This window comes from Nocardioides terrigena, from assembly GCF_003047265.1.
Classification (GTDB): domain Bacteria; phylum Actinomycetota; class Actinomycetes; order Propionibacteriales; family Nocardioidaceae; genus Nocardioides; species Nocardioides terrigena.
In genome coordinates this window covers 20,188-34,495 of record NZ_PZYY01000008.1, presented here as the reverse complement: position 1 = coordinate 34,495, position 14,308 = coordinate 20,188, and the positions used below count along the sequence as shown (strand labels likewise).

The window sequence follows — 14,308 nt, the reverse complement described above, 5'->3', positions numbered from 1 at the left end:
GGAGCTGCGTCACCAGGTGACGCAGCTCCCACTTGAGATTGTGCCCAGCCCCGCCGCTTGCGGCCAGGGGGCCTGCTGCCTCAGACGATCAGGCGGCCTTGGCCATGCGACGAGCCTGCTGCTCGAGCCGGGCCTGGGCGGCACGACGGATCTTGGGGCCACCGGTCGCCATCTTGTAGAGCAGCTTGAACTGCTCGGGCGCGTTCTTGGCGTTGGTGGTGGCCAGCCAGCCGTTGGGCAGCGACAGCCGCACGACCTTGTGCCAGGCCGAGTAGACCTGCGGCACGAACGGGCGCGTGTGGTAGTTGAGGTCGTACTTGTCGAAGAGCGCCTGCACCTTCGGCGCGATCTCGGCGTACCGGTTGGACGGCAGGTCCGGGAACAGGTGGTGCTCGATCTGGTGCGACAGGTTGCCGCTCATCAGGTGCAGGGCCTTGGAGCCGGAGATGTTGGCCGAGCCGAGCATCTGGCGGACGTACCAGTCGCCCTTGGACTCGCCCTCGATGGAGCGCTTCTCGAAGGTCTCGACGCCCTCGGGGAAGTGGCCGCACAGGATGATCGAGTTGGACCACAGGTTGCGCACGATGTTGGCGGTGAAGTTGGCCGCGAGCGTGGGCAGGAACGAGCCGGTCGGGATCGACAGCACCGGGTGGGCGACGTAGTCCTTGGTGACCTGCTTGCGGATCTTGCCGAGGACCTGCTTGGCCCGGCGGCGGAACTCCGGGTCCTTGGTCTGCTTCTTCTTGATCACGGCGCCGAGGTCGAGGTCGTAGGCCGCGATGCCGTACTCGAAGAACACGGCGTTGATGAAGCACCAGATCGGCTGGCCGAGGTGGAACGGCGTCCAGCGCTGCCCTTCGTCGACGCGCATGATGCCGTAGCCGAGGTCGTTGTCCTTGCCGATGACGTTGGTGTAGGTGTGGTGCAGCTCGTTGTGGCTGTGCTTCCACTGCTCCGACGGCGAGGCCATGTCCCACTCCCAGGTGCTGGAGTGGATCTTGGGGTCGCGCATCCAGTCCCACTGGCCGTGGAGGATGTTGTGGCCGATCTCCATGTTGTCGAGGATCTTGGCGACGCTGAGGCCGGCCGTGCCGACGACCCAGGCGGGCGGGAACGCGCTGAAGAGCAGCACCGCGCGCGACCCGAGCTCGAGCTTGCGCTGGCGGTCGATCAGCTTGCGGATGTACGCCGCGTCGTCGGCGCCGCGGTCGTCGAGGATGCTCTGGCGGATCGCGTCGAGCTCGACGCCGATGGCCTCGATGTCGGCCTCGGTGAGGTGGGCGATCGGGCTCTGGGCCTGCTTCTGGATCGTGGTCATGTCAGTCCTTCCGGTTCCTCGGTGGTTGAGGTGCGAGCGCGTCGAGCCTCGAAACCACGAGTGGGGGCGAGGGGTCAGTGGTCGATGTGGCAGGGGCCGGCGGCGGCGTTGATGCAGGTCTGGACCTTGATGGCCCCGGACTCACCGGGGATCGCGGTGGTGATGGCGCCGTTGCGCAGGTCGCGCACCGAGCCCTCCTTCAGCGGCAGCACGCAGCCCATGCAGATGCCCATCCGGCACCCGCTGGGCATCAGGACACCCGCCTCCTCGGCGGCGTCGAGGATCGGCGTGGCGCCGTCGAGCTCGAGCGTCGTGCCGGAGGAGAAGGCGACGGTGCCACCCTCCCCGGCCTCGACCCGGGTGGTGCGGAACTGCTCGGTGGTGAGCTCGAGGCCGGCGGCCTCGTGATGCGCGGCGAGGGCGTCGAGCAGCCCGGCCGGGCCGCACGCCAGGGTGCGGCGCTCGTGCAGGTCGGGGACCAGCTCGGCGAGGTCGGCGACGTCCAGGACGCCGTGCTCGTCGTCGTACCGCGCGACCAGGCGGATCACTCCGGCGTCGGCCAGGGCGTGCAGGTCGCGGCTGAAGATCGAGTGCGGCTCGCTGGGCGCGACGTGGACGACGACGACGTCGAGGTCCTTGCTGCGCGGCAGGCGCAGGACGCCGGAGTCGGTGCTCGGGAAGAGGTTGCGCAGCATCCCGATGACCGGGGTGATGCCGGAGCCGGCGGTGACGAACAGCAACCGGTCGTGGTCGCTGCGGAGGACGAACTCGCCGTCGGCCTGCTCGAGGTGCACGATCGTGCCCGGCCGAGCCTCGTGGACGAGGTGGTTGCTGACCAGGCCGTCCGGCACGGCCTTGACCGTGATCGAGATGCGGCCGTCGGCCCTGGGGCCGTGGGTGAGCGAGTAGGCGCGCCACTGGCGGACGCCGTCGACGTCGATGCCGATGCGGAGGTACTGGCCGGGGACGTGGCCGGCCCAGTCGGCGCCGGGGCGGATCACAATGGTGGCCGCGTCGGCGGTCTCCGGGTGGATCTCCTCGATGCGGCCGCGCAGGTCGGCGCCGGAGCGCAGCGGGGCGAAGAGGTCGAGGTAGTCGGCGGGGAGCAACGGCGTGGTCGCCGCCTCGGCGAGGCGCACCGCGCGGTCGCGCAGGTCGCGGACCAGCGGTCGGTCGCGGCGCGAGGCGGGGGACAGGAACGTCGTCATGGGACAACACTCCCTGTTCCGACTGGAGAAGTCCTGCCCGGTGCACGTGAATCGGATCCGGGTTATTGTTCGATACGAACAAATTGCTACCGGGGAGGTCCCATGAGTGACCGGGTTGTGCGACGCGCCACACAGATTCGCTCCGATCGTGCCGCGCCGGCACCCACCGTCGTACGCCTCGACGAGGACGTCGTGAAGCTCATGCGCGACGAGCTGGCCGAGGTCGCGGACCGGGCTGTGGGGGCCATCACCGAGGAGGTGCCCAGCTACACCGGGCAGTTCAGTGGCGCCATGGGTGACCGGATCCGCCAGGCCGTGCAGCTCGCGCTCGGCGGCTTCCTCACCCTCGCCACCCGCGAGGACGCCGGCACCCCGATGGCCCCGGCGCTGGAGGGCGCCTACCAGCTCGGCCGCGGCGAGGCCCGCAGCGGGCGGAGCATGGAGGCCCTGCTCGCGGCGTACCGGATCGGCGCCCGCGTCTCGTGGCGCGACCTGTCGCGGACCGCCGTGGAGGCCGGGGTCGAGGCCGAGCAGCTCTCGCGCTTCGCCGAGCTGGTCTTCGCCTACATCGACGAGCTCTCCGCCTCCAGCGCCGCCGGCCACACCGACGAGCTGGAGAGCACCGGCCGCGTGCGGCAGCGCAACCTCGACCGGCTGGCCCGAGCCCTCGTCACCGGGGCCGCGGCCGACGCGGTGGTCGCCGCGGCCGAGCGCGCCGACTGGGAGCCGCCCACCGCGCTGAGCGCCGTGCTGCTCCCGGAGTCGCAGGTCTCGCACGCGGTGACCGCCCTCGACCCGCGCACCCTGCACCCCACCGAGGAGGTGCCCGGCGTCCCCGACGGGCTGGCCCTGCTGCTCGCGCCGTCGACGGGCACCCGCTCGGCGCGCTCCGGACTGGTGCGCGCGCTGCGCGGCACGACGGCGGTGGTCGGCCCGACGGTGCCCTGGCTGGAGGCCGCCCGCTCGCACGACCGCGCGGTCCGCGCCGTCGCGCTCGGGATCGAGGGGGTGGTCGACACCGACGCCCACCTCGGCGCGCTGCTGCTCGCCGCCGACCCGGAGACCCGCGCCGACCTGCGCGCCCGTGTCCTCGCCCCGCTCGCCGACCAGCGCCCCTCGACCGCGGACAAGCTCGCCGAGACCCTGCGCGCCTGGGTGCTGCACCAGGGCCGTCGCGACGCGGTCGCCGAGGAGCTCTTCATCCACGCGCAGACCGTGCGCTACCGCGTCGGGCAGCTGCGCGACCTGTACGGCGACCGGCTCGAGGACCCGCAGTTCGTGCTCGAGGTGACGCTGGCGCTCGCCTGATCTCGGGCTCCGGGGCGGGCCAGGGCGCCTGCAGCAAGTAACGCGGTGTTAGTCAGGCGAGACGAGGCATCGATGCCTTGTCTCGCCTGACTAACACCGCGTTACTTGTCCGGGGCCGCTCCGCAGTGCGATCTCCGTGGCGGATTCCGCGGGCGGGATCAGCGCTGGTGGGCCACCCGGCCGTCGACCCAGGTGGCGACGACGTGGTCGGCGAAGCCGCGCAGCAGGGCCGCGTGGGCGGCGTCGCCGGCGCCGTCGAGCGGGTCGGCCGCGAGCAGCAGGAGGTCGGCGGGGTGGCCGGGGGCCACGGTGCCGAGGCCGTCGGTCGAGGCGGCCAGCGCCTCACGCGGGGTGAGCGACTGCTCGGGGTGCCACGGCTCGCGCTCGTCGCCAGAGCGGTGCACGGCGGCCGCGACGGCGAGCCACGGGTCGAGCACCGAGACCGGCGCGTCCGAGCCGAGCACCACGTCGACCCCCTCGTCGAGCATCCATCGGAGCGGGAAGCACCGCTCGGACCGCCCGGGCCACAGCCGCTCGGTGACGTCGCGGTCGTCGAGGAGGTGGGCGGGCTGCACGCTGGCACGCACGCCGAGCCCGGCCATGCGGCGTACGTCGTCGCGCGTGGTGAGCTGGACGTGCTCGATGCCGCCGCGGGCCCCGGTCTCCTCGAACGCGTCGAGCGCCTCGGTCACCGCCCGGTCGCCGATCGCGTGCACGGCGACGTGGATGTCGTGCTCGGCGGCCCGTCGCAGCAGGGTGCGCAGCTCCTCGGGCGTCTGGTTGGGCTGGCCCTCGGGGAAGCCGAGGACGGCCTTCTCGGCGTAGGGGTCGCAGCACCAGGCGGTGCGGGTGTTGAGCGAGCCGTCGCTGATGATCTTCAGCGGCCCCATCGTCAGCCGCCGGTCGCCGTCGAGCGGGTCGCCCGAGCGGAGCCCGCGGGAGATGACGTCCTCGAGGCCGTCGGCGTAGCACGCGTGCCGCACCCGGATCAGGTCCGCGCCGCCCGCCCAGCGCTCGGCCCAGTCGGCGACCCCGCCGCTGAACTCGAAGTCCACGACGCCGACGACGCCGAGCGCGGCGGCGTTCTCCATAGTGCGGCGGTAGGCCTCCGGGCCGGTGCCGTCGGTGCCGAGCACGGTCGAGAGCCGGCCGTAGGCCATGAACCACTCGGCCTCGCTCACCACGCTCTGGCGGGTGGGCAGCGCCAGCATCTGCAGGGCCACGGTGTTGAGCCAGCCGTGGTGCCCGTCGCCGGCGATCAGCACGATCGGCTGCTCGGTGTCGATGGCGTCGAGGTGGGACGTGATCGGGACCTCGTCCCACGCGGTCGGCCGGTGGCCCCAGCCGATGACCGGCAGGTCTGGCCACTCCTCCAGCCGCTCGCGGACCAGCGCGACGGCCTGCTCGGCCGACCGCGCCGGGGCCAGGTCGAGCCGGGCGCTGGAGAGCGTCCACTGGGCCAGGTGCACGTGCTGGTCCCACAGGCCGGGCATCAGCCAGCCGCCTTCGGCATCGACCACGTCGTCGTACGCCGCGTGCCCGCTCGTCGCGGTCTCGCCGCCGAGGTCCACCCCGACCCGGGTCACGACACCGTCCTCGACGAGGACGTCGACGAGGCCCTGCGGGGCGGGCTCGGTGAGGGACACCAGGCGGGCGTTGCGGATCAGCATGCGCCCACCGTAGGACGGGCCGGAGGGCGACTCAGACGTGGCGTCGGGACTGGACCACCCGGAAGCGCGAGGCGACGTACGCGCCGTCGGTGTAGGACGCGTTGGCGGCGGGGTTGGCGCCGGTGCCGTGGAAGTCGCTGAAGGCCGCGGACTGGTTGACGAAGATCCCGCCGAGGAGGTTCTCGCTGAGCGCGACGCCGGCGTCGAGGGCCGCGTCGCGCATCTGCTCGATCACCTCGTCGGAGGTCGAGTAGACGGCGGCGGTCATCGCGCCGTGGCGCTGCACCGTGTCGCGGAAGAGGTCGATCGACTCGTCGGTGCCCGCGGTCTCGATGAGGTAGGCCACCGGCCCGAAGCACTCCGACTCGTAGACGTCGGAGTCGGCCGCGGTCAGCCCGACGAGGGTGGGCGTGCGCACGGTGGCGTCGGCGTACGACGGGTGCGTGACGTCGCGTCCGGCGACCAGCACGCCCGCGCGGGAGCGGGCGGCCTCGACGCGCTCGACGACGGCCGGGGACACCATCCCGCCGAGCAGCTCGACGGCCTTGGCGTCCTCGCCGAGGAGCCCGTCGAGGGCCTTCTCGATGCCCTGGGCCACCTCGGCCGGGGACACGGTGCCGTCCGGGGTGGCGATGCCGGCGGCCGGGAGGTAGAGGTTCTGCGGGGCGGTGCACATCTGGCCGGAGTAGAGCGCCAGCGAGAAGGCGAGGTTGCGGCACATCGCGGGCAGGTCGCTCGTCGAGTCGATCACGACCGTGTTGACGCCGGCCTTCTCGGTGAAGACCGTCGCCTGGCGGGCGTGGGTCTCCAGCCAGTCGCCGAAGGCGTTGCCACCGGTGAAGTCGACCAGCCGGACCTCGGGACGGGTGGCGAGCGTCGCGGCCAGCTTGTCGTCGGACCCCTCGGCCGCGAGCGTGACCAGGTTGCGGTCGAAGCCGCCCTCGGCCAGCACCTCCTGGCAGGCCTGGACCGTGATCGCCAGCGGCAGCACGGCGCCCGGGTGCGGCTTGACCACGACCGGGTTGCCGGTGACCAGGCTGGCGAAGAGGCCGGGCCAGGAGTTCCACGTCGGGAAGGTGTTGCAGCCGATCACCAGCGCGACGCCGCGCGGGACGACGGTGAAGGTCTTCTCCATGGTGAGCGGGTACTTGCCGGGCTTCTCCCAGACGGCCGTCGCCGGCGTGCGGGTCATCTCGGTGTGCGCGTAGGCGATCGCCTCCAGCGCCCGGTCCAGCGCGTGCGCGCCGCCGGCCTGGAAGGCCATCACGAAGGCCTGCCCGCTGGTGTGCTGGACGGCGTTGGCCAGCTCGAAGATGCGCCCGTGCAGGCGGTCGAGGACCTCCAGGCAGACGGCGGTGCGCCCGTCGGGGCCGGCGTCGCGCCAGGCCTTCATGCCCGCCTGCGCGGCAGCCATCAGGGCGTCCACGTCGCTCGCCCGCGGGTAGGTGATGCCCAGGTCGATGCCGTACGGCGACCGCTCGGTCGCCACGGTCCCGTCGCTGCCCGGCGTCTCCAGCGGGAACGGCCGGTCCAGCAGCGCCTCGAACGCCGCCTTGCCCTCGGCGGCCGCGGACTCGCCGTACACCCGCGGCGACGGGGACTCGTCGAAGGCCGAGTAGTAGGTGCGGGCGGCGCTGGCGGCAACGGCGGCGTCGAGGCGGTCGCGGTGACGGTCGAGGCTGACGAGCGGGCTGGAGGTCATGGGGACACTGTCTCGCGATGTGACGCCTCCGCGCAATCTCGACCTACGCGTGTCACACGACCTGCGGTGGTTCTGGAGTAGTACCGGACCTTCGGGTGGGAGTCGTCGGCGTGTCGCCACCCGAACGTCCGGTATTACCCCGCGAAGGAGCGACGAGGCCTGCCGAGCCCCGGCCACCCCACCGCTTATGGTCTCCCCATGGGTTGGCGGGGGTCAGCGGCAGCGGTGGCGCTGCTCGTGGTGGGGATCGTGGGCGGGTACGCCGCGTCGTACGCGCTCGAGCCCGAGACGGGCGGCACGCCCAGCCCGGTGGTGGCCCAATCCCCGAGTGTCCCCGTCGATCCCCTTCCCCCCGGCGATGCGCAGCCGTCGGTCGCCCCGCTGGCGACCGACCTGCCCATGCGGGAGGGACGGATGGGCACCCAGCGGTTCCGCCTCGTCCACCCCGTCCCGCGCGGCTGGGCCCGGATCTACAACGCCCCCAACGAGGCCAAGTGGAAGAAGGTCCGCAACCCCAACAACACCTACCTGCTCCGCATCGAGCAGGTGCAGTCGGCCAACGACAGCATCGAGGAGACCCTCACCGACCGCATCCAGGACCTTCAGGAGGAGGAGGAGCGCTTCCGGGTCGAGAAGCGCACCGCCAACACCCTGGAGTTCACGTACGCGTCCGACGGCTTCCTCCGCCACGGCTTCATCACCTGGCTGGACCTGCGCGGCACCGGCTTCGCCGAGGTCGAGATCGCGGTCACCGGCCGTCAGGTCGACGCCCCCGGCGCCCGGCAGCTGATCACCCGGGTCGCCGCCGGGATGCGGCAGGCGTGACACCGCTGCGCACCCGCTGGCAGGAGCACCGCTCCCGGCGCCGGCTCGACCAGCTCGTGCGCCACGCTGCGCGCCCCTGTGTCGTCCTCCGTCCGGGGGACACGGTGCCGGCGGGCCGACCGCCGGCGACCCTCGTCGACGACACCGCACCCCGGCCCGCACGAGCGATGCGGCGGGCTGCCCGGCAGATCTGGCACGTCACCCAGGGAGGGCAGTACGTCGTGGTCGCCGCCGACGAGGCCGCGGCCATCCGGATCGAGGCCCAGTGGCGTGCCCTGGAGGCGGGTGAGCGACCGACCGTGAGGATCCGCCCGCGGCTCCGGCGGGAGCTGCGGCGGACCATCAGCGGCGTACGACGCGACGGCCGGCTCGTGGTCGTCGACAAGGTGGGCGCCAGCCTGCTCAAGGTGGGCGAGACCCAGGCGGCTGCCGTGACCAGCCGCGCCGACGTCGCCCTGCAGGTGCTGGCCCGCCACGAGGAGTCCGTCTTCACCCCGGCCCGCACCGTGACCTCGCGCGGCACCGGCGGCGGCGAGGCCCTGACGTCCTGGCGCGTCCCGCCGACCGAGGTCCGGCAGTGGACCGGCGACGTCACCCTCCACGAGGGGATGGTCGTGGCCGCCGGCGCGACCCTGCTGCCCGAGACCTTCAAGTGGTTCGAGCACCAGCCGCTCGCCAACGAGCGGCTGCGGGACATCACTCCACGGTTCGCCCGGCTGCGCAACGAGCCCACCGCACCGGTCCGGCGCCTCGCCGGCAGCCACTACTTCTTCGAGTACAAGAACTCCGGCCACTACGGGCACCTGATGACCGAGGGCCTGGCCAAGCTCTGGGGCTGGGAGGAGGCGAGGCGCCACGACCCCGACGTGCGCCTGGTGGTGCGGCGGCACCGCCGCGACCGCGGTCGTCCCACCGTCCGGCCGGACGTCGCGGTGCTGGCGGCGTACGGCATCTCCCCCGACGACGTGGTCTGGCTCGAGGAGCCGGTCGTGGTCGACACCCTCTTCACGGCGACCCCCCAGCTCCACAACAAGGAGCCCTACTCGATCGACCCGCGCATCACCGAGGTCTGGGACCGGGTGCTGCACGGCCTGCTCCGCGACGCGCCCGCGCCGTCGGGTCGCGAGCGCATCTTCGTGACCCGTCGCGCCGGGCACCGGTTGTGCCACAACTGGGCCGAGGTGGAGGCGGAGTTCACCGACGCCGGCTTCGGCGCAGTGGACCCGTCCAGACACACGCTTCCGGAGCAGGCCCGCCTCTTCCACGACGCGCGGGCCGTGGGCGGCTTCGGCGGCACCGGGATGTTCAACCTGCTCTTCGCCGACCAGTCGCCGCCGGTCGTCGTGCTCAACCACGCGGCGTACGACGCGCGCAACGAGGAGCTGATCACGGCCGCCCGCGGCAGCGACCTCCACTACCTGTGGAGCGCCCCCGACCGGGACCACCCGGCCGGTGGCTTCGACTACCGCGCCTTCCAGTCGCCCTGGCGCTTCGACACCGAGCAGCACGGCGAGGCGCTGCGCGTCCTTCTGCGCGAGATCTGACCTACCTCAGGCCGAAGAGCTCGACCGAGTCGAGCACCCGGTTGGCGGTGAGCAGGTCCCCCGCACGCACCTGGACCCACAGGAGCTGGTTGGCGGTCGCGTGCACGACCCGCTCCACAGTGACGCCGTCCTCGCGACCGGCGAGCGCGCACCCGGTGAAGGTGGCGGTGAGGGCGTCGTCGCCGTCGATCTCGTGATCGATCGGCTCCCGTGGCGGACCGTCACACTCGGGGTGCTGCGGCATCCGGGTCGGCAGGTCGTCGCCGCGCATCAGGCCCGCGAAGACGCCGTGGCCCGGGTCCTCGTCCTCGTTCCACCCCACGCCCGAACCGGCCGAGAGCGACGGGTAGTCGACCTCCGAGTCCGGCGGCACCCAGCGCTCGTCGTCCACGGCGGCCGTCCACCGGTCGGTCACGGTGACCCCGATCCTCCCCTCCGAGTCGACGAGCTGCTGGTGCGTCGTGGTGGACTGCTCGAGGGCGAAGCCGCCGAGCAGGCCGATCATCAGGGCGGCGGCCCCGACGAGGGCCCACCGCCGGCGCGTGGAGGGACGCTCGTCCACGGTCGGCTCCTCGGCGGACGCGAGCGGGTCCGGGGCGAGCTGGGTGAGGCTGGGGTCGGGCGGGATCCACGCGGTCGGCGCCTCGTCGGCACCGGCGAAGGACCCGTCGAGGGCGGACTTCAGCGCGGCGACGAAGGCCGGGACGTCGGGGAAGCGGTCGTCGCGGTCCGCGGCCAGGCCCCGGCGCACGACTGCCTCCACCGCCTCGGGCAGGCCGTCGCCCATCGGTGCCGGGGGCGGCGGGTCGGCGGCCGCGGTCAGGGAGGCGTGCTCGTACGGCGCGCGGCCGGCGAGCAGGAGGTAGGCCAGGGCGGCCAGCGAGAACTGGTCGGCCCGGGCGTCGAGCGCCTCACCCTGCGCCTGCTCGGGTGCGACGAACTGCGGCGTGCCGCCGATCATGGTCAGCCGCGACGACATGTCCATCGCCTTGCCCAGCCCGAGGTCGCCGAGCATCGTGCTGACCCTGCTGTGACCGTCGAGCTCGACCGTGCGGAACAGGACGTTGGCCGGCTTGACGTCGCGGTGCAGCACCCCGCGCTGGTGCAGCGCGTGCAGGCCGGCGCCGACCTGGCCGATCACGTGGACCGCCTGGGCGCGGGTGAGCGGGGACAGCGCGAGCCGGTCCGCGAGGGTGCCCTGGTCGGCGTACGACATGACGAGGTAGGGGCGCCCGTCGGGCAGCTCGCCCGCGTCGTACACGCTCACGACGTGCGGCGACTCGACCCGGCGCAGGAAGCGACCCTCCTCGAGGAACCGCTGCCGGACGTGGAGGTCCTCGGTCCAGTTGTCGGCGAGCACCTTGATGGCGACCGGGGAGTCGAGCTGCTCGTCGTGGGCCAGCCACACGGTGGCGAACGCACCCGCCCCGATGCGTCGACGCACCGGGTAACGACCGAGGGACGAGGGAGCGGACACCCCTGCATTATGTTGCAGGTGTGACGCCTGACGACATCGACGACCTGGCGCGGCGTGCCCGCGACGGGGATCGCGACGCCCTCGAGGCGCTCCTGGGGGAGGTCCGCCCGCGAGCGCTCAACGTGTGCCGCGGGGTGCTGCCCTACTCCGGCGACGCCGAGGACGCCTGCCAGGAGGCGCTGCTCAACATCGCCACCAAGATCGGGTCGTGGCACGGCAACGGCCGCTTCACGACCTGGATGCACGTCGTCGCGCTCAACAGCGCCCGCTCGACCTACCGCCGGCTCAAGAACCAGGCCGTGCCCACGGACTTCGAGGGCGTCCACCACCACGAGCGTCCCGACCCGCGCACCACGTCGGTCATCGCCGGCACCCGCCTCGACCTGCTCGAGGCGATGGAGACCATCGAGCGCGACCACCCGCAGTACGTCGAGCCGCTGATGCTGCGCGACGTCTACGGGCTGCCCTACGAGGAGATCGCCCGGCTCGTGGGCGCCCCGCTCGGCACCGTCAAGGCGCAGATCCACCACGGCCGCAAGCTGGCCCGGCCGCTGCTGCGGGGCGAGGCGTGAGGCACCTGCGGCGAGGTACGACGGCGCTCGCGGTCGCCGGGCTGCTCGCGCTGGCTGGGTGCACCGGCTCGACCGAGTCGTCCGAGCCCTCCTCGACCCCCTCGGCCGCCTCGGACGCCCCGACTGCGGAGGCGGTCGAGCCCGACCTGGCGCTCGCCGAGAGCTCCCCGGTCGAGGACTCCGTCTACCCCGGCGTCGGCCACCCCGACGTCGACGCGCTCCTCTACGACCTCGACCTCGCCTGGGCGCCTGACCAGCGCACGCTGACGGGCACGGCGACGCTCACCTTCCGTGCCGCCCGCGACACCCCCACCTTCCGCCTCGACCTGGCCCGGCCGCTCGAGGTCGCGAGCGTGACGCTCGACGGCGACGAGGCGGCGTACCGGCACCGCGGCAAGGACCTCGTCGTCCGCTCGCCGATCAGCGAGGGCGACCGGCACGAGCTCGTCGTGGAGTACGCCGGGAAGCCGCGCCCGGTCCCCGCCCCGACGACGCGTGGGGACTTCTCCACCGTCGGCTTCACCGTCACCGACCGGGCCGAGGTCTGGACGATGCAGGAGCCGTACGGCGCCTACTCCTGGTATCCCGTCAACGACCAGCCCTCCGACAAGGCGCTCTACGACATCTCCGTGTCCGTGCCGTCCCCGTGGACCGGGATCGCCAACGGGCGGCTGGTCTCGACCGAGTCCTCCGACGGTCCGTCCGGCGAAGACCTCACCACGACGCGCTGGCAGCTCGACGAGCCGGCGGCGTCGTACCTCGTCACCCTCGCCATCGGCGACTACACCCACCGCTCCAACACCGCCACCAGCGGGCTGACGGTCGACTACTGGATCCCGCGCGGCCTGCCCGGGGCGTACGACGACCTCAAGGTCGCCGCCAAGGCGGTCGACTGGATCGAGCAGCGGCTGGGGCCCTACCCGTTCACCTCGCTCGGCCTCGTGCTCACCGACTCGCAGAGCGCGATGGAGACCCAGACGATGATCACGATGGGCAACACCGAGTACGTCCGCTCGGCGCCGGTGGTCGTGCACGAGATCGTGCACCAGTGGTACGGCGACCAGGTCTCGCCCGCCGACTGGAGCGACGTGTGGCTCAACGAGGGCATGACGATGCTGATGCAGGCGCTCTACGAGGCCGACCGCGGCGGCTACGACGTCGGGGTGCAGATCGCGGAGTGGCGCGGGGTCGACCAGCAGCTGCGCGACGAGTACGGCCCGCCAGGCGCCTACGACCGCCGGCAGTTCGGCGGGTCCAACATCTACTACTCACCGGCCGTCATGTGGGACGAGCTGCGGCGCGAGCTCGGCGACGAAGAGTTCTTCGAGGTCGCCCGGTCCTGGCTCACCGACCAGGACAACCGGTCGGTGACCCGCCAGCAGGTCTACGACCATTGGGAGGCCGAGACCGGGCTGGAGCTCACCCGCTTCTTCGACGCCTGGATCACCGGGCGGACCACGCCGCCAGAGGGGCTCATCGGCGCCTGAGTGCCTGCTCGCCGCCGGCTGTCTCCGTCGAGCTTCCTGGGGTAGTACCGGACCTTTGGGTGGCAAACATCGGCGTGTCGCCACCCAAAGGTCCGGTACTACCCCGGCGAGGGGGGGGCAGGTTTTCGCCCACCGCGAAACCCCCTTGCGGGCCCACTCCGCGGCGGGTGAGGTGGGGGCATGCGACTCCTCGTCCTCGGCGGCACCCGGTTCCTCTCCCGCGAGATCGCGACCCGGGCGGTGGCCCGGGGGTGGGAGGTGACCTGCGCCTGCCGGGGCGAGTCCGGCACGGTCCCCGACGGTGCCACCCACCTGCGCTGGGACCGCGGCGAGGACGCCCCGGACGAGCTGCGCGACGGTGGGTGGGACGCGGTCGTCGACGTCGCCCGGCTGCCCTCGCACGTACGCCGCGCGGTCGCGGCCGTCCCGGACGCCCACTGGGTCTTCGTCTCGACCGTCAACGTCTACGCCGACAACACCTCGCCCGCCATGGAGCCGCTCGTCGAGCCGGTCACCGACGACGTCGACCTCGCCTCGGACCCCGAGGCGTACGGCGCGATGAAGGTCGCCTGCGAGTCGATCGTCCGCGAGGGTGCTCGCTCGTCGATGGTGGTGCGCCCCGGGCTCATCGCCGGCCCCGGGGACGGGACGGGCCGCTTCGGCTACTGGCCTGCCCGGCTGGCCCGCGGCGGCGAGGTGCTCGCGCCCGGCACCCCCGACGACGTCGTGCAGGTGATCGACGTACGCGACCTGGCCGCGTGGGTCCTGGACGCCTGCGAGGCAGGGACGGCCGGGGTGTACGACGCCGTGGGCACGCCGATGGCGATCGGCGACCTGCTCGCGGAGGTCTCGGCCGCCGTGGGCGCCCCGGCACCGCTGCTCACCTGGGTGGACGGATCGTTCCTCGAGGAGCAGGGCGTCGAGCACTGGGCCGGCGACGGGTCGGTGCCGCTGTGGCTGCCGCGACCCGACTACGACGGGATGATGTCGCACGATCCCGGGCCGGCCGTCGCGGCGGGGCTGCGGCTCCGGCCGGTCGGCGACACCGCTCGTGACAGCCTCGGCGGTGAGGTGCACGGGATCTCCGCCGAGCGCGAGGCCGAGGTGCTCGCGGCCTGGTCCTCCCGCTGACCGGGCGGTTCCTGGCCGCTGAAACGCACCGACCGGGCGCTTCCGTGCGCGTCGTACGCAAGGAAG

Annotated in this window: 11 protein-coding genes; 6 read left to right on the top strand and 5 right to left on the bottom strand. The window is 72.8% G+C overall.

The features are described from left to right. Positions 1-88: 88 nt before the first annotated feature. Positions 89-1,318 (bottom strand): fatty acid desaturase family protein, encoded by a 1,230-nt coding sequence (locus DAE25_RS17690; protein WP_107767473.1) that lies wholly within the window; start codon positions 1,316-1,318, stop codon positions 89-91. 74 nt (positions 1,319-1,392) lie between these two features. Continuing rightward, complete coding sequence (locus DAE25_RS17685; RefSeq protein WP_107767472.1) at positions 1,393-2,526, bottom strand: ferredoxin reductase; 1,134 nt, start codon at positions 2,524-2,526, stop codon at positions 1,393-1,395. 102 nt (positions 2,527-2,628) lie between these two features. Here DAE25_RS17685 and DAE25_RS17680 point away from each other — a divergent pair, with 102 nt between their 5' ends. Continuing rightward, positions 2,629-3,834 carry a helix-turn-helix domain-containing protein gene (locus DAE25_RS17680; RefSeq protein WP_107767471.1) on the top strand — a complete coding sequence of 402 codons (1,206 nt, stop codon included), beginning with the start codon at positions 2,629-2,631 and terminating at the stop codon, positions 3,832-3,834. Positions 3,835-3,992: 158 nt separating this feature from the next. Here DAE25_RS17680 and DAE25_RS17675 read toward each other — a convergent pair whose 3' ends face one another. Together DAE25_RS17675 and paaN are read right to left on the bottom strand one after the other, a co-directional pair. Next, positions 3,993-5,504 (bottom strand): amidohydrolase, encoded by a 1,512-nt coding sequence (locus tag DAE25_RS17675; RefSeq protein ID WP_107767470.1) that lies wholly within the window; start codon positions 5,502-5,504, stop codon positions 3,993-3,995. 31 nt (positions 5,505-5,535) lie between these two features. Continuing rightward, complete coding sequence (gene paaN, locus DAE25_RS17670) at positions 5,536-7,206, bottom strand: phenylacetic acid degradation protein PaaN (protein ID WP_107767469.1); 1,671 nt, start codon at positions 7,204-7,206, stop codon at positions 5,536-5,538. Between the two features lie 198 nt (positions 7,207-7,404). Between paaN and DAE25_RS17665 the strand changes: the two genes are divergently transcribed. Beyond that, positions 7,405-8,031, top strand: a complete 627-nt coding sequence (locus DAE25_RS17665; RefSeq protein ID WP_159083821.1) for a magnesium transporter CorA family protein — start codon at positions 7,405-7,407, stop codon at positions 8,029-8,031. Next, a complete protein-coding gene (locus DAE25_RS17660) occupies positions 8,028-9,575 on the top strand; it encodes a glycosyltransferase family 61 protein (RefSeq protein ID WP_107767467.1) in 1,548 nt (515 codons plus the stop codon). Before DAE25_RS17665 ends, DAE25_RS17660 begins: the two co-directional genes overlap by 4 nt. 1 nt (position 9,576) lies before the next feature. Here DAE25_RS17660 and DAE25_RS17655 read toward each other — a convergent pair whose 3' ends face one another. After that, entirely contained in the window at positions 9,577-11,052 is a 1,476-nt protein-coding gene (locus DAE25_RS17655; protein ID WP_107767466.1) for a serine/threonine-protein kinase, read from the bottom strand. 20 nt (positions 11,053-11,072) lie between these two features. Here DAE25_RS17655 and DAE25_RS17650 point away from each other — a divergent pair, with 20 nt between their 5' ends. The 3 genes from DAE25_RS17650 (at position 11,073) to DAE25_RS17640 (ending at position 14,242) form a co-directional block, all read left to right on the top strand. Then, positions 11,073-11,624 carry an RNA polymerase sigma factor gene (locus DAE25_RS17650; RefSeq protein ID WP_107767465.1) on the top strand — a complete coding sequence of 184 codons (552 nt, stop codon included), beginning with the start codon at positions 11,073-11,075 and terminating at the stop codon, positions 11,622-11,624. Further along, entirely contained in the window at positions 11,621-13,111 is a 1,491-nt protein-coding gene (locus DAE25_RS17645; protein ID WP_107767464.1) for a M1 family metallopeptidase, read from the top strand. Before DAE25_RS17650 ends, DAE25_RS17645 begins: the two co-directional genes overlap by 4 nt. A gap of 180 nt (positions 13,112-13,291) precedes the next feature. Beyond that, positions 13,292-14,242, top strand: a complete 951-nt coding sequence (locus tag DAE25_RS17640; RefSeq protein ID WP_107767463.1) for an NAD-dependent epimerase/dehydratase family protein — start codon at positions 13,292-13,294, stop codon at positions 14,240-14,242. Positions 14,243-14,308: the final 66 nt, after the last annotated feature.